The organism is Sulfitobacter sp. PS-8MA (assembly GCF_040933935.1).
GTDB lineage: Bacteria > Pseudomonadota > Alphaproteobacteria > Rhodobacterales > Rhodobacteraceae > Sulfitobacter.
This window is the reverse complement of sequence record NZ_JBFQYJ010000007.1, coordinates 424267-443547: the sequence shown is the minus strand read 5'-3', so window position 1 is coordinate 443547 and position 19281 is coordinate 424267. Positions and strand designations below refer to the sequence as shown.

Below are 19281 nucleotides of genomic sequence, written 5' to 3'. Positions count from 1 at the left end.
GGTCCTCGGGTTAGGTTTGGCATTTGGGTAAGCCAGCCCCCCGCCCCGGTCAAGCGATCAGAGACCACCGCGCGCGCGCAGGGCTTCGGCCACATGTTCGGCATCATCAATGGCCAGCACGGTAAAGGGCATGATGATCCGCCGGCCCGGCCGCCGCCGCGACCGCGCCCGCCAGGCCAGAGACAGCATCTGCCCCTTGGCCGCCAGCACCGGGGTAAAGCGCACCACCAGCGCCACGGCGAGCTCCAGGCTGCGGGTCCCCAGCCCGAACCGCCGGAGCGGCGTGGCAAGCCAGCGCACCACGGCCATCATATCGCTGAGCTTGGTGGTCATGGTAACAAGGTTCGCGAGACCCACGGCGGTGACCATGCGCAGCGCGATGACGAGCCCCGCTCGGGCATCATCGGTCAGCAGGTGCCACAGCAGGATGAGCGCCACGAAGGGCCAAAGCATCCGCAAACGCCCCAAACCGACCCGCAAAAAGGCCCGCCCCGGCAAAGCATAGAGCAGCACCATCCCAAGGCAGAAGGCGATCTGCCAGCCGGGCGCTTCCACCGCAAAGAGCAGCAGCGTCGCCACACATAGCGCGCCGAGCTTGGCCCCCGCGGGCCAGCCATGGGCGCGGGTCTCAACCGGCGAGGTCAGAGAGATCATCACGTGCCCCCAATTCCCGCATCCGGGTCTCAAAATGGCGCAGCACCGGGCGGGCCGCGCCTTGCTGGGCAACCGCGCCGCGTTCCAGCCATAGGATGTGATCGTAATCGGCCACAGCTGCCGGATCATGGGTGATATGGACAAGCGTGAGGTCCAAACCCGCCAACACCCGCTCCAGATGCAGCTTTGTGGGAATGTCGAGCCCGGCAAAGGGTTCATCCAGCACCAGCACCCGCGGCTGCATCGCCAGAACTGCCATCAGACAGACCAGTTGCCGCTGGCCTTGGGAAAGCTGGTGGATCGAGGCCTGCGCCCAATGCCGCCGGTCAAATTGATCAAGGATCGCGGTCACGCCCCGCGCCGCTTCGGCCTTGGACTGGCCCATCTGATGCAGACCAAAGGCGATTTCCTCTTCCACCGTGGGGAAGATTATCTGATGGTCCGGGTTCTGAAACAATATCCCCACCGCCCCAAGCGCCCGGCGCCGGTCGCGGGCCACGTCCACCCCGCTGATCCGCACCTGCCCCTGATCGGCAGCCACCAATCCGGAAAGCACCCGCGCGAAAGAGGTCTTGCCGGAGCCATTGCGCCCCACGATCCCGATCCGCGCGGCATCCGAGCGCAGGCTCACATCGCGCAGCACCGCGGTGCCGCCGGGGGTGTAGCTGACCTGATCGATATCGATGAGCGGAGGGGTCGGGCGGGTCATCGCGTGCCTGTGTAAAACCTTGTGCCCTGCCCTATCATCTGGCGCGCGGACGGGAAAGCCCAGCCTGCCCTTTGCCTAGCGCGGCAGGGTCCAGCGGCCCGGCAAATCCGCCCCCCGCATAGAGCGCGGCGCCTTGATATGGCTCAGAAACCAGTTCGGCCCCGCCATCAGACGGCTCAATGTCGGGCTTTCGCGGACCTGCGCCTTGAGCTTTTCGATCTGCATCACATCGTCAATCCGACGGTCAAGGAAGGACCAAGTCGCGCCATGCCCCTCGCTGGTATCGCCCAGCCAATAGAGCAGCGTGGCGGAATAGACCCCCGACAACGTGGCCCGTTTGCTGTACCAATTCACATCGTCCGATGTATCACCGAGCGCGGTCCAGATCGCATCACAGGTCTCCCAAATGAGCCGCGCCCCCTCCGGCGCGTGATGCGGCAGGGCAAAAAGCGTGCTGCCGCGCCGGATGGTCTCGCGGTCCCCCGCTTCCAGCCGCAGACGCAGGGCCTTGGCAATCCGGTCGCGAAAGCGCATCCCTGACAGATCCGCTTCGGCCAGCGCCGCCAGCATCTTGGCATCGCCACGTTTGTGATAGGCCACCGCCAGATCCACCGCGCCACGTGGGCAAAGCGCCCGGGCCAGGGCAGGGTCGAGGCCGCTGTCCTTCACCGCCGCGCTAAAGGTCGCCGGGGACCAGCCGTCAAAGGGCACATGCATCAGCGCGGCATCAAGCAATTGGTCTTTTGGATCGGCCTTGGGCGGGGTCATGGGACGCTCCTTTCGGGGCTGGATGGGGTGGACAAACTGGATATAGCTTGCTATAGGGCCATTTCCTGCAATTCCTTGCAACTTTATCCTAGAAAGGTGGTGACAACCACATGCAGGTTAGTGTTCGCGACAATAACGTCGATCAGGCCCTTCGGGCTCTGAAGAAAAAGCTCCAGCGCGAAGGCGTGTTCCGTGAAATGAAGCTCAAGCAACATTTCGAGAAACCGTCCGAGAAGAAAGCGCGCGAGAAAGCTGAAGCGATCCGCCGTGCCCGCAAGCTGGCACGCAAAAAAGCGCAACGCGAAGGTATGATGTAAATCATTCCCGCGACACGCGACAGACATAGAACCCCCGGTGCCGATGGCAGCGGGGGTTTTGTTTTGTGGGGCGCCGGGCAGTGCCAGACCGGGGGCTGGCGCTCGCAGGTCCTTCCGTTTGGCAGTTTATGCCAGCAGCACTTAGGCGAAATCGAAGGACGACACTTCGATTGCAAAAGCGCCAGCCCGTCGCACCAGAGGTGCGCATTTGAATGATGGCACGCCTCTGGCGTGACGGGCGGTCTGGCGCTGCCCGGCGGCCTTCGGCCTTGATTCCGGGCTGTTGCGCTTAGGGGCGAACATGGGGCCCGGGCTCAATAACGTAGCCGGGCGGCGCCGGACCGCGGGGTGGCGCTCGCAACAGCGCAATTGGGCAGTTCATGCCTGCCACCCATGCGCCGAGATCACGGGACAGCACTCCGATTGCAAAAGCGCCAGACCGTCGCACCAGAGGTGCGCATTTGCATAATGGCACGCCTCTGGCGTGACGGACGGTCTGGCGCTGCCCGGCGGCCTTCGGCCTTGATTCCGGGCTGCCCCGCTCGAAACCTCCGCCGCGCTCTCCGACTACACCGGCAGCGCCGTGGTCTTGCACACCGTCCTGAGCGCGAAACTTGACTGCATCTGCGCCACCCCCGGCAGCCGCGCCAGATGCTGGCGGTGTATCCGCGCAAAATCCTCGGTATTCTCTGCCACGATCTTCAACAGATAATCCGCCGTCCCGGCCATCAGATGACACTCCAGTACATCGGGTATCCGCGACACCGACTTCTCAAAGGCCTCCAACACCTCCTCGGCCTGGGCCTGCAGGGTGATCTCGACAAAGACCGTCGTCGGCATATCCAGCTTGCGCGGGTCCAGCAGGGCGACATAGTCGCGGATGTAGCCCTCTTTCTCCAACCGCTGCACGCGCCGGTGACAGGCCGAGGGCGACAGATGCACCACCTCCGACAGGTCGGAATTGGACATCCGCCCGTCGCGCTGTAAGGCGCGCAAAACACGTCGATCAATCTCATCCAAGGGCATTTCCGCAATACTTTCGCGTCTAACTTCAATTGCGCGAAAGACTATTCGAAAATGGCGTGGAATGGCGACCCCAATTTCGCAGGGATATGCACAGATATTGTGATACTTCTGATCCCCTACGGAGGAGGAGGAACCCCCATGAAGATCGGATGTCCGACAGAAATCAAACCGCAGGAATTTCGCGTCGGCCTGACGCCCAATGCGGCCCAGGAAGCCATTGCCCATGGGCATGAGGTCTATGTGCAGGCGGGCGCGGGCATCGGCGCGGGTTTTGAGGATGCGGATTACAGCGCCGCGGGCGCGACCATGATCGACACGGCAGAGGAAATCTTTGCCAAGGCGCATATGATCGTAAAGGTCAAGGAACCGCAGGCGGCAGAGCGCAAGATGCTGCGCGACGGACAATTGCTCTTTACCTATCTCCACCTCGCCCCCGACCCGGATCAGACCCATGATCTGCTCGCCTCTGGCTGCACTGCCATCGCCTATGAAACCGTGACCGACCGCAACGGCGGCCTGCCCCTGCTGGCGCCGATGTCGGAAGTCGCGGGCCGCTTGGCCCCGCAGATGGGCGCATGGACGCTGCAAAAGGCCAATGGCGGCCGCGGCGTGCTGATGGGCGGCGTGCCGGGTGTCGGGCCGGCGCGGGTCATGGTGATCGGCGGCGGCGTCGTGGGCATCAACGCGGCGCGGGTGGCGGCCGGTATGGGCGCGGATGTCACGGTGCTGGACCGCTCCCTGCCGCGGCTCAGCCTCTTGGACGATCTGTTTCAGGGCCGGCTCAAGACCGGCTATTCCTCGACCGGCTTGGTGGAGCAACTGCTGCCCGAGGTCGACATGGTGGTGGGCGCCGTGCTGATCCCCGGCGCGGCGGCCCCCAAGCTGATCAGCCGCGAGCAGATGGCGATGATGAAACCGGGCGCGGTGCTGGTCGATGTTGCCATTGATCAGGGCGGCTGCTTTGAAACCTCCAAGGCCACCACCCACCAAGACCCGATTTATGAAGTCGACGGGATCATGCATTACTGCGTCGCCAATATGCCGGGTGCCGTCGCGCGCACCGCCACCATGGCGCTGAGCAATGCCACCATGCCCTTCCTGCTCGCTTTGGCCGACAAGGGCTGGAAACAGGCCTGCGCCGATGATCCGCATCTGAAAGCGGGTCTGAATGTCCATGCTGGCAAGCTTACCTATGCCGCCGTGGGCGCGGCCCTCGGGATCGACAGTATCTCGGCAGATGAGGCCATCGCCAGCTAAGCGCCCCGCCCGAAGGAAAACGAAAGGCCCGCGGGTGCAGCGGGCCTTTCACGACAGCAATGCGGCAGCGGTCAGCGGTCTTTCAACGCATCCCGGATCTCAAGCAAGACATCGACCTGCGAGGGGCCGGTCTTCACGTCAGGGGCGACCTCATCCGGCTTTTCCGCCGCAGATTTCACCCGATTGACCATCTTGACCAAGACAAAAACGACAAAGGCGATGATGAAGAAATTGATCACCGCCATGAGGAATGACCCATAGGCAAAGACCGACGCCCCGGCCTCCCGCGCCTGTTCTAGCGAGGCATCCACTGGCACCTCGCCTGACAGCACCGCGTAGTTATTGGTGAAATCCACCCCGCCGGTGAACAGCCCGACGATCGGGTTGATGATATCGGCCACAAGGGACGAGACGATCGCCGTAAAGGCCGCGCCGACGATGATCCCCACCGCCATATCCATGACATTGCCCTTGGCGATGAAATCCTTGAATTCCTGAAACATCCCTTTTGCCCCTTCGATATTTTGCCAACCTGTTTGGTCTTTCAAAGGGATAGTGAAGAGCGCAGGGCACTCGGGTCAATCTTTCTTTCGCGAAAACAGGGCTGTCGGGGAAAGAGGCCAGCGCTCTTCAACTGCTGAAAGACACTTTCATCACCGCGCCGCTGGCCCCGAAATCGGCTTCCAACCGGCCATTCAACTGATCCGCAGCCGAGCCCATCAGCATCTTGCCCAGCCCGGTGCTGTCCGCGCCCGACACCCGGCCACCATGACCGCCGCCATTGTCGCGACACTCAAGAAGCCAGCGGCCTTCGCCTCTGGCGCGCAGCGACAGGGTGACCTCGCCGCTCTGGTCATTGGGGAAGGCATGTTTGATCGAATTGGCGACAAATTCGCTGACGATCATACCAATGGCCGAGGCCTGTCCAACCTCCAGCTCGCCATCATCGGCGCTGGTCACAATCGCAATGTTTTCCGGCGCGCCCGCCGTCAGCAGCTTGCCCAGTTGCGAGAGGAAAGACACCGTCTGCACCGAGCCTTCACCATCGCGGGTCATCAGCTGGCTGTGCAGGGAGGCCACCGCCCCAAAGCGCCGCTCGACCAGCGCCAGAACGTCCTTGGCATCAGGGTCATCCACCTTGCGCGTGGCCATCCGCAGCAAAGAGGCGATGGTCTGGAAGGAGTTCTTGACCCGGTGATCCATCTCGGCCCGCAATGCCGCTTCGAGCCGGATTTTCTTGCGCAGTTCCAGCTGTGTCATCACATGGCGCGAAAGGGTCTGAAGCGCCTGTTTCTGAAAATCATTCAGATGGCGCGGCTTGGTATCCAGCACACAGAGCGTTCCAATCACCTGTCCATTGGGCGCGACAAGATTCGCCCCGGCATAGAATTTCACCTCCGGGTCACGGACATGGAGAGGATTGTCGAACGTCCGAGGGTCCGCGCCCATATCGGGGATCTCAACGAAATCCTCGCTCAAAATCGCATGGGAGCAGACAGATTGATCGAGCGTGGTTTCACGGGGCTCAAACCCGACCCGCGCCTTGAACCATTGCCGCCCCTCATCCACCAGACTGATCAGCGAGACCGGCGTATCGCAGATCTTTGAGGCAAGATCGACGATATCGTCGAAATCAGCCTCCGCTTCGGTATCAAGGACATTGTAGGAGTGCAGCGTCTTAAGGCGCTCGTCCTGTTTGGGGGGCGTGTCGGCTAGAATGAACCTGGTCCTTTTCGTCTTGGCCCGTTGCAATCCGCGTGCAAGCGAGTGTCGACAATAGCCGCCGATCCGAATGGGGTTCCAGCGGGCCTGTGAACTGTTCTAGCCTGCTCCCTCTAACTGTCCAGCGCAGGATCGGGGCGTTTCGCGCCACATGGCTTGATAAATATTAAGAACCGGCCTTTTGCCCGATAATACCACGATCAGCCCGGCAAAGCACCTGTCAACACATAGCGCAGGATCTCCACCACCTGCGCCGGTTCGGAGGCCACCGCAAGGGCCGCGGCATCGACTTCCTTGAGCGCATGGGCATGATCGGCCCCGTGCAGGATGATCAGCGATTTGCCAAGGGCTGCGGCATAGCCCGCGTCAAAGGCCGCGTTCCACTGTTTGTATTGCTCGCCAAAGCGCACCACGACCACATCCGCCTCGGCAATCGCCTTGCGGGTGCGGATCGCGTTGATCTGGGCGCCCTTGCGGTCGTGCCAGAACTTGTCGGCCTCCTCCCCAAGGATCGCCACGCCGCAATCGTCGCTGGCGGCGTGGTCGGTGACCGGCGCGGTAAAGGTCACGTCGAGCCCCTCGGCCCCTTGGGTGATCTGTTCGCGCCAGTCGGTGTGGATTTCACCGGAGAGATAGACTTTCATCGTTCTGCCCTTTCGTTAGCCGCGCAGCACGCCGCCGGTGGCCTTGGTGACTTTCTCGACAACCTTAGCGCCCACCGCTTCGATATCGACATCTTTCAACGTCTTATCACTCGGCTGCAAACGCACGGTGATGGCGAGGGATTTCTTCCCCTCCCCAAGGCTGCCGCCGATGAATTCATCAAAGACGCGCACGTCTTCAATGAGGTTCTTGTCGGCGCCCTTGGCCGCGTTCACCAGCGTCAGCGCCTCGACATCGGCATCGACGACAAAGGCAAAGTCACGTTCGACCGCCTGAAAATCGCTGATCTGCAAGGCCGGGCGGGTGGCGCCGGATTTGCGCGGCAGCGGCACGTTGGCCGGGTAGATGGTAAAGGCCATCGCCGGGCCTTTCACGTCCATCGCGGCCAGCACCCGCGGGTGCACTTCGCCAAAGACGCCCAAGACCTTCTTGGGCCCGAGGCAGATCTTGCCGTGCCGGCCCGGATGCCACCATGCGTCAGCCCCGCGCAGGATCTGCACCTTGGCGGGCGCACCGATGGCCGAGAGCACGGCTTCGGCATCGGCTTTGGCGTCAAAGACATCCACCGCCCGCGCCGCGCCATGCACGTCCTTCGGGCCGGTACGGCCGACCAGCAGGCCGCTGACCATGATCTGCTCTTCGCCCGGCTCCCCGCCGGAAAAAGCCGGTCCGACCTCAAAGAGCGCCATATCGGCAAAGCCCCGCGCCTGATTGCGGGCGGCGGCCTGCAACAGACCGGGCAGCAGATCGGGGCGCATGTGGCTCATGTCCGAGGAGATCGGGTTTTCCAGCCGGGTCTCATCGGTACCACCGCCGAACAGCGCCGCCGAAGCCTGGTCGATGAAGCTATAGGTCACACATTCGTTGTAGCCAAGCGCCGCCGCCGTGCGCCGGGCGGTCACCACGCGGCGCTGCATTGGCGAAAGCACCGGGCGCGGGATGCCTGCGGTCAGCCGCGGCAGCGGCCTGCCTTCGAGCTTGGTCAGCGAGGCGATCCGCGCGACCTCCTCGACCAGATCGGCCTCGCCCTGCACATCGGGCCGCCAGCTTGGCACCTGCGCCATGTCGCCGTCGAGCTGGAAGCCCAAGGCGGTCAGCGTCTGGCGCTGCTCGCTTTCGGGGATCGTCATGCCGACCAGCGATTGCACCCGCGCCGCGTCCAGCTTGTAGGCGCGGGAGGTATCCGGCACCTGCCCGGCGACCACCACCTCAGAGGCTTCACCGCCCGCGTGATCGAGGATCATCCGCGTGGCATGTTCGATGCCGTAGGGCGTCCAGGCCGGGTCCACGCCGCGCTCAAACCGGTAGCGCGCGTCCGAGTTGATCTTGAGCGCGCGGCCTGCATAGGCGATCTGCACCGGGTCCCAATAGGCGCTTTCGACAAAGACGTTCACCGTCTCTTCGGTCACGCCGGTCGCCTCACCGCCCATGATGCCCGCGATGCTCTCGACACCGCTGTCATCGGAAATGACCATCTGCCCCGCTTGCAGGGTATAGGTCTTCTCATCCAGCGCGACGATCTCTTCGCCGCCCTTGGCACGGTGCACGCGCAGATTGCCCTTCACTTTATCGACGTCGAAAACATGCAGCGGGCGGTTGCGGTCGATGGTGAAGAAGTTGGTCACATCGACGAGAAAGGAGATCGGGCGCAGCCCGATGGCGCGCAGACAGTCCTGCAACCACTGCGGGCTGGGGCCGTTCTTCACGCCCCGGATCACCCGGCCATAGAACACCGGGCATCCGTCGAGCGTGTCTTCGTCGATGCTGACGTCGATCGGCGAGGCAAAGCTGCCCTCAACCGCAGCGCAGTCGCGTGGCTTGAGCTTGCCCAAGCCCCGCGCCGCGAGGTCGCGCGCAATGCCACGCACGCCGAGCGCATCGGGGCGGTTGGGGGTGATGGCGATCTCGATCACCGGGTCGACCTTGGCCGGGTCATTCTCGGCCAGCCAGTCGATGAAACGCTCGCCGACCTGCCCCGAGGGCAGCTCAATAATGCCGTCATGCTCTTCGCTGAGCTCCATCTCGCGTTCGGAGGCCATCATGCCGAAGCTTTCGACGCCGCGGATCTTGCCGACGCCGATGGTGGTGTCGATCCCCGGCACATAGACGCCCGGCTTAGCCACAACGACGGTGATCCCCGCGCGGGCATTGGGCGCGCCGCAGATGATCTGCATCACGCCCTCGTCGGTTTCCACCTGACAGACGTTCAGCCGGTCGGCATCGGGGTGTTTCTCGGCCGATTGCACATAGCCGAGGGTGAAGTCGGCCAGTTTCGCCGCCGGGTTCTCGACGCCTTCGACTTCGAGGCCGAGGTCGGTGAGGGCATAGGTGATCTCATCAATCGACGCATTGGTGTCGAGATGGTCCTTGAGCCAGGAGAGGGTGAATTTCATAGCTTAATTCCTAGCTTCTCAGCTGCTTCTTGTTTCATGTAGGCGATGGCAAGTTCTTTAATCATGTCGAGTGACATCCCACCCACCTTAGCGACCCCGGCGGTCGTTTTGTCCCAAACGGTATCGCTACGGATTGCGTCTAGATAGTCATGACCTTTGTATGTGATCTCTACAAAATTCGGTGCGTTCGCGCCAACAGCCCTTCTTGTGACGAAACCAGCCTGCTCAAGAAGACCTATCTGATAATCAAGATGAGCATTCAGTTCGTCAGCTTGCGGAAAGGGATCGGCCTTAAAGCCCCAGTTCCCTAACTTCTTCTCGTCCTTCCAAAAAAAGGCTTTCCCTCTCGGGTCGTCACAAGCCTCGACCACGAGAAGCAGCCTTCTTATTTCGTCGAGATCTCGCTTCAACGCGACAACCCACCATGCAAATTCGGCTGATCCAAGCTCGCGAACCCGTAGTGCCGGAGCCAGCGCAGGTCTGAATCAAAGAACGCCCGCAGATCTGGAATACCGTATTTCAGCATCGCGATCCGGTCGATCCCCATGCCAAAGGCAAAGCCCTGCCACTCGTTCGGATCGATCCCGCCCGCCTGCAGTACCTTGGGGTGCACCATGCCGGAGCCGAGCACTTCCAACCAGCCATCGCCCTCGCCGATGCGTAGCTGGCCGTCGACCCAGGAACATTGGATATCGACCTCGGCCGAAGGCTCGGTGAAGGGGAAGTGCGAGGCGCGGAAGCGGGTCTTGATGCCGGGAGTTTCAAAGAAGGCGGCGAAAAACTCCTCAAGCGTCCACTTGAGGTTCGCCATCGAGATGTCCTTGTCGATCGCAAGCCCTTCGACCTGATGGAACATCGGCGTGTGGGTCTGGTCGTAATCGGCGCGGTAGACGCCGCCGGGACAGATGATGCGCAACGGCGCGCCTTCGGCCTCCATGGTGCGGATCTGCACCGGGGAGGTATGGGTGCGCAGCACATGCGGGGGACGCGCGTCGCCCTCGGCACGGGCCATGTAAAAGGTGTCCATCTCGGCCCGTGCGGGGTGGTGGCCGGGGATGTTCAGCGCGTCGAAATTGTACCAATCGGTGTCGATGCGCGGACCTTCGGCGACGGAAAACCCCATCTCGGCAAAGATCGCGGTCAGCTCTTCGGTGACCTGGCTCACCGGGTGGATGCTGCCCTGACGCTGGGCGCGGGTCGGCAGGGTCACGTCGAGCCATTCGCTGCGCAGCCGCTCATCAAGCGCGGCATCGCCAAGCGCGGCCTTCTTGGCAGAGAGCGCCGAGTTGATCTCATCCTTCAGCGCGTTCAGCGCGGGGCCCGCGACCTGCCGCTCTTCGGGGGTCATCTTGCCCAGCTCGCGCATCTTCAGCGCCACTTCGCCCTTTTTGCCCACGGCAGCCAGCCGGATGTCTTCCAGCGCGGATTCGTCGCCGGCATCGGCGATTTGGCTCAGGTATTTTTGCTTCAGATCGTCCATGACAGGCCCTTGGAATAATACCCCGTCCTGCTAGCCCCCCCGCCCCTCGAATGCAAGCCGTAGGGCGGCGGGGCGAAATCACGGAACCATCGCCCAAGCGGCACGTTGGCCCGCATCGACACGCCGCGCGGGGCCTCTGCCCGGCGCGCGCCCAACCTCCCCCGAAAGGAGAGAGAGATGAAAATCCTGATGGTTCTGACCTCGCATGATGAGCTGGGCGACACCGGCAACAAGACCGGCTTCTGGCTCGAAGAATTCGCCGCCCCCTATTATGTCTTCAAAGACGCCGGCGCCGATGTGACCCTCGCCTCGCCCAAAGGCGGCCAGCCGCCGATTGACCCCAACAGCGACAGCGAAGACGCGCAGACCGACGCAACCCGCCGCTTCAAGGATGACGCAGCCGCGCAGAAAGACCTCGCCACGACCAAAGTGCTGGCGGATGTCGAAGCCGAGGGTTTCGACGCGATCTTCTACCCCGGCGGCCACGGGCCGCTGTGGGATCTGGCAACAGACGCCGACAGCAAGCGGCTGATCGAGACCTTCTGGGCCTCGGACCGCCCCGTCGGCGCCGTCTGCCACGCGCCTGCGGTGTTCAAGAACGTCGAGGCGGAGGGCAAGCCGCTGGTCTCCGGCAAACGTGTCACCGGCTTTACCAACACCGAGGAAGAGGGCGTCGGCCTGACCAAGGTGGTGCCGTTCCTGGTCGAAGACATGCTGAAGGAAAACGGCGGCGACTACAGCAAGGGCGAGGACTGGGCGTCTTATGTGCTGGTCGATGGCAAGCTGGTCACCGGCCAGAACCCCGCCTCTTCCGAAGCCGCGGCCAGGGAATTGCTGGCGCTACTCAAATAACGGATCGGGGGCGCAGCCCGCGCCCCCTGCGCGCCCGGGAACCGCTGAGCAAGGCAGATCGTTTGGCCCCTGAAAGGATCCCAGATATGACTGAATATGACCGCACCACCGGCGAGCCGTGGAATGACGAAGACCTCGACCAACTCCGCATTCTGGCGGCCGAGGATAAGGCCCTTGGCGTCATCGCCGTGCGGCTCGGGCGCACGGAGGAAGCTGTTCGACACAAGGCCGAGGCCGAAGGGATCAGCCTGATGGCAGGGTAACCCCCGCCGCCGCATGGCGGCTTCAAACCCGAGATGGCCGCGCCAGATACGCCCAAAAGCAAAAAGCCCCGCCAAATGGCAGGGCTTTCGCAATTCTTTATAACGTCGGCTTAGGCTGCCAGAGCGTCCTGCGCCTGTTTGACGATCGCGCCAAAGGCTTCGGGCTCATGCACGGCCAAATCGGCCAGAACCTTACGGTCCACTTCGATACCGGCCAGCGTCAGACCGTTGATGAAACGGCTGTATGTCAGCGCTTCGTCATGGCTGCGCACCGCGGCGTTGATCCGCTGGATCCACAGGGCGCGGAAGTTGCGCTTGCGATTCTTGCGGTCACGGGTTGCATATTGGTTGGCCTTGTCGACCGCCTGTGTGGCGACCTTGAAGACGTTCTTGCGCCGACCATAGTAGCCCTTTGCGGCTTTGATGATCTTCTTGTGACGCGCGTGGGTGACTGTACCACCTTTAACTCGGGACATCTCGGTACTCCTTAATCAGCGGGCGTAGGGCATGAAGCCCTTGACGATCTTTGCATCGGCTTCCGACAGGGTTGTCGTGCCGCGTGCGTTACGGATGAACTTGTTGGTCCGCTTGATCATACCGTGCTGTTTGCCGGCTTGGCTGGCGATGACCTTGCCGGTCGCCGAGACCTTGAAGCGCTTCTTGGCGCTCGATTTCGTCTTCATCTTGGGCATTTCCGTCTCCGTCTTTTGAGTTCGGTATAAACACGACTCGGCATGCCACTTGAGGCCGGTCGTGCAGGCTAAGATGCGCCGTATAGGCGGGCGCGGGCGCGGATGCAAGCGCTTTCGATGCGGCTCAGGGCAGGATGTCAGCCGCCACGGCGACAAAGACATCGGGCAGTTCCGCAAAGCTATAGCGGCCCGGGTTTTCCCGCAGCGCATAGAGGATCAGCGCCGCGGCGATCAGCACCGTCAGCGCCGAGGCCCGCGGGGCGCGCTGGTCACTGACCGCCGACAGGATGGAGGGGACCGACAGCACCGCCAGAAGGCAGCCCATGACCAAGGCCAGATCGCTATCCATATCGCCCCTTCCTGCGCGGTTTTCTGAGGCTACTCCGGATCAGAGGCGTAGATCAAACGTTCATCGCAGGGCGCCACCCGCAGGATATTGGTGCTGCCGGGCACGTTGAACGGCACCCCGGCGGTCACCACCACATGATCCTCCGGCCCGGCATAGCCTTCGGCCAAAGCCGCCTTGGCCGCGCTGATAACGGCCAGTTTGAACCGGTCATGCCCATCGGTGATGATGCAATTCGTCCCCCAGCTCAGCGCGAGGCGCCGGGCGGTGCCCACCAGGGGCGACAGCGCGATGATCGGCACCCGGGGCCGTTCGCGGGCGGTCAGTAGCGCGGTGGTGCCGGATTGGGTGAAACAGCAGATCGCCTTGATATCCGTCGTCTCGGCAATCTCCCGCGCGGCGGCGACGATACCGTCGGCGACGGTCATCCGGTCCGCCTTGCGCGAGGATTCGATGATCTGGGTATAGGTCGGATCGACCTCCACCTCCTGCGCCACATTGTCCATCGTGGTGACCGCTTCGATCGGATAATCCCCGGCGGCGGATTCGGCGCTGAGCATCACCGCATCGGCGCCTTCATAGATCGCGGTCGCCACGTCAGAGACTTCGGCGCGGGTCGGCATCGGGCTTTCGATCATCGATTCCAGCATCTGCGTCGCCACGATCACCGGTTTGGCCGCGGCGCGACATTTGCGCACCAGACGTTTCTGGATCGGCGGCACGTTCTGCACCGGCAGTTCGACTCCCAGATCGCCCCGCGCCACCATGATGCCGTCGCTGACCTCCAGAATATCCTCAAAGCGCTCCACCGCGGCGGGTTTTTCGATCTTGGACAGGATCGCGGCGCGGCCTTTGACCAATTCGCGCGCTTCAGTCACATCCTCGGCGCGCTGCACAAAGCTCAGCGCCAGCCAATCGACGCCCAACTCGCAGACAAACTCCAGATCGGCGCGGTCTTTGTCGGACAATGCCGCCAGCGGCAGCAGCACATCCGGCACGTTCACACCCTTGCGGTTGGAGATCACCCCGCCGGTCACGACCTCGCAATTGGCGAAATCCGCGCCACAGTCGCGCACCTTGAGCCGGATTTTTCCGTCATTGACCAAAAGGCTCGCCCCCGGTTCCAACGCCGCGAAAATCTCGGGATGGGGCAGGCAGACGCGGCGGGCATCGCCCGGGGTCTCATCAAGGTCGAGCCGGAAGTCCGCGCCTTCGTCAAGCATCGGCCCCTCGCCCTCGAACACGCCCACGCGCAGCTTTGGGCCCTGAAGATCGGCCAGAATACCAATCGCCCCGCCGGTCTCCTGCTCGACCTCGCGGATGATCCGGTGCTTCTCGCGAATTTCATCATGGCTGCCGTGGCTCATGTTGAGCCGAAAGACATCAGCGCCCGCCTTGTGCAAAGCGCCGATCATCTCGCGGGTCTCAGAGGCCGGCCCCAGCGTGGCCACGATCTTTACATTGCGCAAACGTCTCATATCTAATCCTTCGTATCCCATGCCGCCCCAAGGGCGATGTTACCGGTAACATCGGTTGCCTTGCGGGGTATCGACCCTATGCTTGCCTGTCAAAGGTTTCGTTAGAATGACGGGCCATAGCGGCGCCGTCCAGCGCTATGAAAGGAAAGCCCATGCCCAGCCAACAAGAGATCGAACTTCAGGCCGCCGCCTTTCGCCGGTTGCAGAAACATCTGATGCATGACCGGACCGATGTGCAGAACATCGACCTGATGAACCTCGCCGGCTTTTGCCGCAACTGCCTGTCGCGCTGGTATCAAGAGGCCGCCAATGAGCGCGGGATCGAGATGGACAAGGTGGAGGCGCGGGAGCTCTTCTATGGGATGACCATGGACGAGTGGAAAGCCAATTATCAGACCGAGGCGAAGGACAGCCAGAAAGAGGCGTTCAAAACCGCTTTTGCCGAAAATGTCGGGAAGGACTGACCTTGCCCACCGCCGCGCGGCAATGCGCCCGGTGACGGCGCGACCGCCCGCGGCAGTCGCAACGATGACACCCGCGGCGGGGCGGAGGTGATTTGATTGGCAGGGGCGGCTGGCGCAGACAGCGGTGCCAGCCTCACCGATTTCAACCCCGCTGTCGCCGCCCCCGCCTAAAAGAGGTAAAGCACCAGCCAATCGGCCTTCAGCGCCGGACGCGCGGCGCCTTCGATCTCGACCGTGGCGGCAAAGGTGGTCATCAGATCGCCCCGCCCGCGCAGCTTGGCCTCCGTCAGGGTAAACCGCCCCCGAATCCGCTTGCCCGCATGTACCGGCGAGATAAAGCGCACCCCCTCAAGCCCATAGTTCACCGAAGCCTTCGCCCCCGTCATCACCGGCAGCGCGCCATAGGCCATGCCCGACATCATCGACAGCGTCAGCATCCCATGCGCCACCGTGCCGCCGAAATCGGTCTCGGCAGCGCGCACAGGGTCGACATGGATGAACTGATGATCCTCGGTCACATCGGCAAAAGCGTCGATCCGCGCCTGATCCATCCTGAACCACGGCGAGACGCCCAGCTCGCGCCACACGGCCTGCTGCATCTGCTCTTTGCTGATCTCGCTTTGCATCGCCCCTCCACTCTCTGCCCAGCTTAGCGGGGTTTGCCGCGCAACCGAAAGGGGCTTTGCATTCGCTGCGGCTTCTCACATGCTGGGTGAAACTGGAGCGGAGCCGTTATGAACACCCCCCTTCTCGCCCTGATCACCGTGGCCATCGCAGGTGGCGCAGTCGCGCTGCAGACCCCGATCAACGCCGCTCTGGGCCGCAACATCGGCAGTGGCGTGGCGGCCGCGGCGGTGTCCTTTGGCGTGGGTTTTGCGGCGCTGCTGGCGGTCTTGTTGCTGCGCGGCGAACTGGGGGCGCTGCCGCGTGCGTTTTCCGCCCCGCCGGTCCTGCTCGCGGGTGGCGTGCTTGGCGCCTTCTATGTCTGGGCCGTGCTTTGGGCGATCCCCACACTGGGCGCTTTGACGGTGATCTCGGCGCTGATCCTTGGCCAGTTGAGCGCGGCGCTGGTGATCGATGCCACGGGGCTCTTGGGCCTGACGGTGCAGGCCATCACCCCGACCCGTATCGCCGCCGCCGCGCTGGTCGCGGCGGGGCTGGTCTTGTCGCGGTTCTGAAGCTCAGATCGCGGTCTTGCGCATTTCCGAGATGTAGATGTCGCGCAGACGCGGGGCCAGTTTGCCCGGCGCGCCGCCGCCGATCTTGGCCCCGTCGATCTCAATGACCGGGGTGACAAAGGCGCTGGCCGAGGTCACGAAAGCCTCATCCGCCTGCTGCGCCTCTTCGATGGTGAAATTGCGCTCTTCCACCTGCATCTGCGCCTCACGCGCCAGCTCCAGCACCGCCTTGCGGGTGATGCCATGCAGGATGTTGTTGGAGGTCTCGCGCGTGACGATCTTGCCGTCCTTGACGATATAGGCGTTGTTCGAGGTGCCTTCGGTGACGAAACCGTCCTCGACCATCCAGGCGTCTTCGACCCCGGCCTTCTTGGCCATCATCTTGCCCATCGACGGGTAAAGCAGCTGCACCGTCTTGATGTCGCGGCGGCCCCAGCGGATGTCTTCGATGCTGATCACCCGGATGCCGTCGCGCCCGGCGGCATTGTCGGCCAGCCCCGGCTTGGCTTGGGTGAAAAGCACCAGCGACGGTGCGGTGCTGTCGGGATCGGGGAAGGCGAAATCGCGGTCGCCCTCAGAGCCGCGGGTGACCTGAAGATAGATCAGCCCGTCCTTGATGTCGTTCAGACGCACCAGCTCGCGGTGAATCTCCAGCAGTTCCTCGGTGCTGGCCGGCGCGCGCATGTCGAGTTCGTTCATCGAGCGGATCAGACGCTCGGCATGGCCGTCAAAGGCGATGAGCTTGCCATCGAGCACGCTGGTCACCTCATAGACCCCATCGGCCATCAGAAAGCCCCGGTCAAAGATCGAGATCTTGGCCTGATCCTCGGGCAGGTATTCGCCGTTTACATAGACAGTTCGCATGGTCACCCCCAAAGCGCGGCGACGGGGGGATGCACGCCCGCGCCGTCAAATTTCAAAGCATTGTCGCGGTCTTCTGCCAGAAGCAGCGGGCCGTCAAGGTCCACGACCTTTGCCCCTTGCGCGACCAGTGTCGCCGGAGCCATCGCCAGCGACGAGCCGACCATGCAGCCCACCATGACCTCAAACCCTTCGGCCCGCGCCGCATCGCGCAAGGCTAGCGCTTCGGTCAGCCCGCCGGTCTTGTCGAGCTTGATGTTCACCACATCGTATTTGCCCTTGAGGCCGGGCAGGCTGGCGCGGTCATGGCAGCTCTCATCCGCGCAGACGGGCACGGGGCGGTCCATGCCCAGCAGCGCGTCGTCTTCGCCAGCGGGCAGAGGTTGTTCGACCAGCGCCACACCCAGGCGGACCAGATGCGGGGCGAGGTCGGCATAGACCTCCGCCGACCAGCCCTCATTGGCGTCGATGATGATGGTGGCATCGGGCGCACCGGCACGGACCGCTTCGAGCCGCGGCATGTCGTCTGGCGTGCCGAGCTTGATCTTCAAGAGCGGGCGGTGGCTGTGCTTCGCCGCCTGCGCGCGCATCGCCTCAGGGTCGTCCAACGAGAGCGTATAGGCCGTGATCTCCGGCCCCGGCGCGGTCAGCCCGGCCAGTTCCCAGACCCGTTTGCCCGCGCGTTTGGCTTCCAGATCCCATAGCGCGCAGTCGACCGCATTGCGCGCGGCCCCGGCGGGCAGCAGATCATAGAGCGCTTGGCGGGTGATATCGCCGGGCAGGCCCTTGATCTCTGCCGTGACCGATTCGAGGGTCTCGTCGTAGCGCGCATAGGGCACGCATTCGCCCCAGCCGGTCACGCCGTCCTCGGTCACGCGGACGGTCAGCACTTTGGCCTCGGTCCGTGAGCCGCGGCTGATGGTAAAGACCTGCGCCAGTTTGAACCTATCTGCGGTAACGTCGATCTGCATGGTCACAGCGCCGCCAGCGCATCGGCCAGTCGCGCGGCGCCCTGACGGAAGGGATCGACCGCCGGCAGGCCCAGACGCTCTTCGACCTCGGCCAGATAGGCATCTGCCTCGGCTTCGGACATGTGGTAGGTGTTGACGGAAATGCCGACCACCTTGCAGTCGGGGTTCGGCACCTGCGCCAGCGTCAGGGCCATGTCGCGCACCGCTTCGAGACTGGGCAGGCTGTATTCCGGCAGGCCGCGCATATGGGTGCGGGTCGGCTCATGGCAAAGGATCAGCGCATCCGGCTGGCCGCCGTGGATCAGCGCCATGGTCACGCCGGAGTAGGAGACGTGGAACAGGCTGCCCTGCCCTTCGATGATGTCCCAATGGTCATCGTCATTGGCGGGGGTCAGATATTCCACCGATCCGGCCATGAAATCGGCAATCACGGCGTCCAGCGGCACGCCTTCGCCGGTGATCAGGATGCCGGTCTGGCCGGTGGCGCGGAAGGTGCTTTTCATGCCCTTCTCGCGCATCGCCTCATCCAGCGCGAGGGCGGTGTACATTTTCCCGACCGAGCAATCGGTGCCCACGGCCAAGACCCGCTTGCCGCTGCGTTTCTTGCCGTCGGCAATGGGGTATTCGACGCTGGGCACGCGCACGTCATGCAACGTGGTGCCGCTGGCTTCGGCGGCGGCGACCAGATCGGCTTCATCGCGCAGCAGGTTGTGCAGGCCAGAGGCAATGTCGAAGCCCATGTTCAGCGCCTCGATCAGCACCTCTTTCCAAGCCGCGCTGATTTTGCCGCCGCGGTTGGCAACCCCGATGACCAAAGTCTCTGCTCCGGCCTCACGCGCTTCGGCCAATGTCATGTCTTGCAGGCCAAGGTCGGCCTTGCAGCCCTCCATGCGGAACTGGCCGACGGCATTGTCGGGACGCCAGTCTTTGATGCCTTGGGCAACCTTGGCAGAAAGGGAGTCGGGCGCGTCGCCCAGAAAGAGCAGATAGGGGGTTTTGATCATGGCAGGCCTCCGGCATTGAATTTGTCCGCATATTGCGCGCGAGAATACGCAAGTGCGTGGCGTTGTCGACGCGGGAACGCCTTAATGCGCCGCATTTGTCGCAAATTATCTTTAGCTGCGCAAAAATCGTGCGCGACCCCGGGCCGCCCGAAAGCCCGCCCAAATGCTGCAACTGCGAAATCA

Annotated in this window: 24 protein-coding genes; 6 read left to right on the top strand and 18 right to left on the bottom strand. The window is 63.2% G+C overall.

Annotation, left to right across the window (positions count from 1 at the left end):
* Positions 1 to 57: 57 nt before the first annotated feature.
* From AB4M76_RS15570 to AB4M76_RS15560, 3 genes are all read right to left on the bottom strand, one after another.
* Positions 58 to 654 carry an energy-coupling factor transporter transmembrane protein EcfT gene (locus tag AB4M76_RS15570; protein WP_368442916.1) on the bottom strand — a complete coding sequence of 199 codons (597 nt, stop codon included), beginning with the start codon at positions 652 to 654 and terminating at the stop codon, positions 58 to 60.
* Positions 629 to 1363 (bottom strand): energy-coupling factor ABC transporter ATP-binding protein, encoded by a 735-nt coding sequence (locus AB4M76_RS15565; RefSeq protein WP_368442914.1) that lies wholly within the window; start codon positions 1361 to 1363, stop codon positions 629 to 631. The genes AB4M76_RS15570 and AB4M76_RS15565 overlap by 26 nt, the downstream gene beginning before the upstream one ends.
* A gap of 75 nt (positions 1364 to 1438) precedes the next feature.
* Positions 1439 to 2131, bottom strand: a complete 693-nt coding sequence (locus tag AB4M76_RS15560; RefSeq protein ID WP_368442913.1) for a COQ9 family protein — start codon at positions 2129 to 2131, stop codon at positions 1439 to 1441.
* A gap of 110 nt (positions 2132 to 2241) precedes the next feature.
* On the opposite strand from AB4M76_RS15560, the gene rpsU reads away from it, so the two are divergent.
* Positions 2242 to 2448, top strand: a complete 207-nt coding sequence (gene rpsU / locus AB4M76_RS15555; protein ID WP_007118112.1) for a 30S ribosomal protein S21 — start codon at positions 2242 to 2244, stop codon at positions 2446 to 2448.
* A gap of 567 nt (positions 2449 to 3015) precedes the next feature.
* On the opposite strand, the gene AB4M76_RS15550 is transcribed toward rpsU, so the two are convergent.
* Positions 3016 to 3474, bottom strand: coding sequence for an Lrp/AsnC family transcriptional regulator (locus AB4M76_RS15550; RefSeq protein ID WP_368442912.1), 459 nt, complete (start codon positions 3472 to 3474; stop codon positions 3016 to 3018).
* A 138-nt stretch (positions 3475 to 3612) separates the two neighbouring features.
* Between AB4M76_RS15550 and ald the strand changes: the two genes are divergently transcribed.
* On the top strand, positions 3613 to 4731 hold the full coding sequence (gene ald, locus AB4M76_RS15545; RefSeq protein WP_368442911.1) for an alanine dehydrogenase: 1119 nt from the start codon (positions 3613 to 3615) through the stop codon (positions 4729 to 4731).
* A 71-nt stretch (positions 4732 to 4802) separates the two neighbouring features.
* On the opposite strand, the gene mscL is transcribed toward ald, so the two are convergent.
* From mscL to pheS, 6 genes are all read right to left on the bottom strand, one after another.
* A complete protein-coding gene (gene mscL / locus AB4M76_RS15540) occupies positions 4803 to 5234 on the bottom strand; it encodes a large conductance mechanosensitive channel protein MscL (RefSeq protein ID WP_368442910.1) in 432 nt (143 codons plus the stop codon).
* Positions 5235 to 5361: 127 nt separating this feature from the next.
* Complete coding sequence (locus AB4M76_RS15535) at positions 5362 to 6483, bottom strand: histidine kinase dimerization/phosphoacceptor domain -containing protein (protein ID WP_368442908.1); 1122 nt, start codon at positions 6481 to 6483, stop codon at positions 5362 to 5364.
* 170 nt (positions 6484 to 6653) lie between these two features.
* The gene (locus tag AB4M76_RS15530) at positions 6654 to 7097 is read right to left on the bottom strand and encodes a YtoQ family protein (RefSeq protein ID WP_368442907.1); all 444 of its coding nucleotides are present in this window, start codon (positions 7095 to 7097) and stop codon (positions 6654 to 6656) included.
* A gap of 15 nt (positions 7098 to 7112) precedes the next feature.
* Positions 7113 to 9509 carry a phenylalanine--tRNA ligase subunit beta gene (gene pheT / locus AB4M76_RS15525; RefSeq protein WP_368442906.1) on the bottom strand — a complete coding sequence of 799 codons (2397 nt, stop codon included), beginning with the start codon at positions 9507 to 9509 and terminating at the stop codon, positions 7113 to 7115.
* Entirely contained in the window at positions 9506 to 9919 is a 414-nt protein-coding gene (locus tag AB4M76_RS15520; RefSeq protein ID WP_368442905.1) for a DUF2513 domain-containing protein, read from the bottom strand. The genes pheT and AB4M76_RS15520 overlap by 4 nt, the downstream gene beginning before the upstream one ends.
* Positions 9916 to 10989: a phenylalanine--tRNA ligase subunit alpha gene (pheS, locus tag AB4M76_RS15515; RefSeq protein ID WP_368442904.1), complete on the bottom strand. Its 1074-nt coding sequence runs from the start codon at positions 10987 to 10989 to the stop codon at positions 9916 to 9918. Before pheS ends, AB4M76_RS15520 begins: the two co-directional genes overlap by 4 nt.
* A gap of 177 nt (positions 10990 to 11166) precedes the next feature.
* Between pheS and AB4M76_RS15510 the strand changes: the two genes are divergently transcribed.
* Both AB4M76_RS15510 and AB4M76_RS15505 read left to right on the top strand, forming a co-directional pair.
* Positions 11167 to 11841 carry a type 1 glutamine amidotransferase domain-containing protein gene (locus AB4M76_RS15510; RefSeq protein ID WP_368442903.1) on the top strand — a complete coding sequence of 225 codons (675 nt, stop codon included), beginning with the start codon at positions 11167 to 11169 and terminating at the stop codon, positions 11839 to 11841.
* Positions 11842 to 11927: 86 nt separating this feature from the next.
* The gene (locus AB4M76_RS15505) at positions 11928 to 12104 is read left to right on the top strand and encodes a hypothetical protein (protein WP_368442902.1); all 177 of its coding nucleotides are present in this window, start codon (positions 11928 to 11930) and stop codon (positions 12102 to 12104) included.
* A gap of 110 nt (positions 12105 to 12214) precedes the next feature.
* Here the strand turns inward: AB4M76_RS15505 and rplT are convergent, their stop codons facing one another.
* The 4 genes from rplT to pyk all read right to left on the bottom strand — a co-directional run bounded on the left by rplT (position 12215) and on the right by pyk (position 14620).
* Entirely contained in the window at positions 12215 to 12580 is a 366-nt protein-coding gene (rplT, locus tag AB4M76_RS15500; protein ID WP_067264504.1) for a 50S ribosomal protein L20, read from the bottom strand.
* A gap of 15 nt (positions 12581 to 12595) precedes the next feature.
* Entirely contained in the window at positions 12596 to 12796 is a 201-nt protein-coding gene (gene rpmI, locus AB4M76_RS15495) for a 50S ribosomal protein L35 (protein WP_067264506.1), read from the bottom strand.
* Between the two features lie 124 nt (positions 12797 to 12920).
* Positions 12921 to 13145 (bottom strand): hypothetical protein, encoded by a 225-nt coding sequence (locus AB4M76_RS15490; protein ID WP_368442901.1) that lies wholly within the window; start codon positions 13143 to 13145, stop codon positions 12921 to 12923.
* A 29-nt stretch (positions 13146 to 13174) separates the two neighbouring features.
* Positions 13175 to 14620: a pyruvate kinase gene (gene pyk / locus AB4M76_RS15485; protein WP_368442900.1), complete on the bottom strand. Its 1446-nt coding sequence runs from the start codon at positions 14618 to 14620 to the stop codon at positions 13175 to 13177.
* Positions 14621 to 14772: 152 nt separating this feature from the next.
* Between pyk and AB4M76_RS15480 the strand changes: the two genes are divergently transcribed.
* The gene (locus AB4M76_RS15480) at positions 14773 to 15084 is read left to right on the top strand and encodes a DUF1244 domain-containing protein (protein ID WP_368442899.1); all 312 of its coding nucleotides are present in this window, start codon (positions 14773 to 14775) and stop codon (positions 15082 to 15084) included.
* Between the two features lie 167 nt (positions 15085 to 15251).
* Here AB4M76_RS15480 and AB4M76_RS15475 read toward each other — a convergent pair whose 3' ends face one another.
* The gene (locus tag AB4M76_RS15475; protein ID WP_368442898.1) at positions 15252 to 15710 is read right to left on the bottom strand and encodes a MaoC family dehydratase; all 459 of its coding nucleotides are present in this window, start codon (positions 15708 to 15710) and stop codon (positions 15252 to 15254) included.
* 108 nt (positions 15711 to 15818) lie between these two features.
* Here AB4M76_RS15475 and AB4M76_RS15470 point away from each other — a divergent pair, with 108 nt between their 5' ends.
* Positions 15819 to 16262 (top strand): DMT family transporter, encoded by a 444-nt coding sequence (locus AB4M76_RS15470; RefSeq protein ID WP_368442897.1) that lies wholly within the window; start codon positions 15819 to 15821, stop codon positions 16260 to 16262.
* 3 nt (positions 16263 to 16265) lie between these two features.
* Here the strand turns inward: AB4M76_RS15470 and AB4M76_RS15465 are convergent, their stop codons facing one another.
* The 3 genes from AB4M76_RS15465 to dgcN are packed head-to-tail and all read right to left on the bottom strand — an operon-like array spanning position 16266 to position 19098.
* Positions 16266 to 17126 carry a D-amino-acid transaminase gene (locus AB4M76_RS15465; protein WP_368442896.1) on the bottom strand — a complete coding sequence of 287 codons (861 nt, stop codon included), beginning with the start codon at positions 17124 to 17126 and terminating at the stop codon, positions 16266 to 16268.
* A 2-nt stretch (positions 17127 to 17128) separates the two neighbouring features.
* Positions 17129 to 18094, bottom strand: a complete 966-nt coding sequence (dgcA, locus tag AB4M76_RS15460; RefSeq protein ID WP_368442894.1) for an N-acetyl-D-Glu racemase DgcA — start codon at positions 18092 to 18094, stop codon at positions 17129 to 17131.
* A gap of 2 nt (positions 18095 to 18096) precedes the next feature.
* Positions 18097 to 19098 (bottom strand): N-acetyltransferase DgcN, encoded by a 1002-nt coding sequence (gene dgcN / locus AB4M76_RS15455; protein WP_368442893.1) that lies wholly within the window; start codon positions 19096 to 19098, stop codon positions 18097 to 18099.
* Positions 19099 to 19281 lie beyond the last annotated feature (183 nt).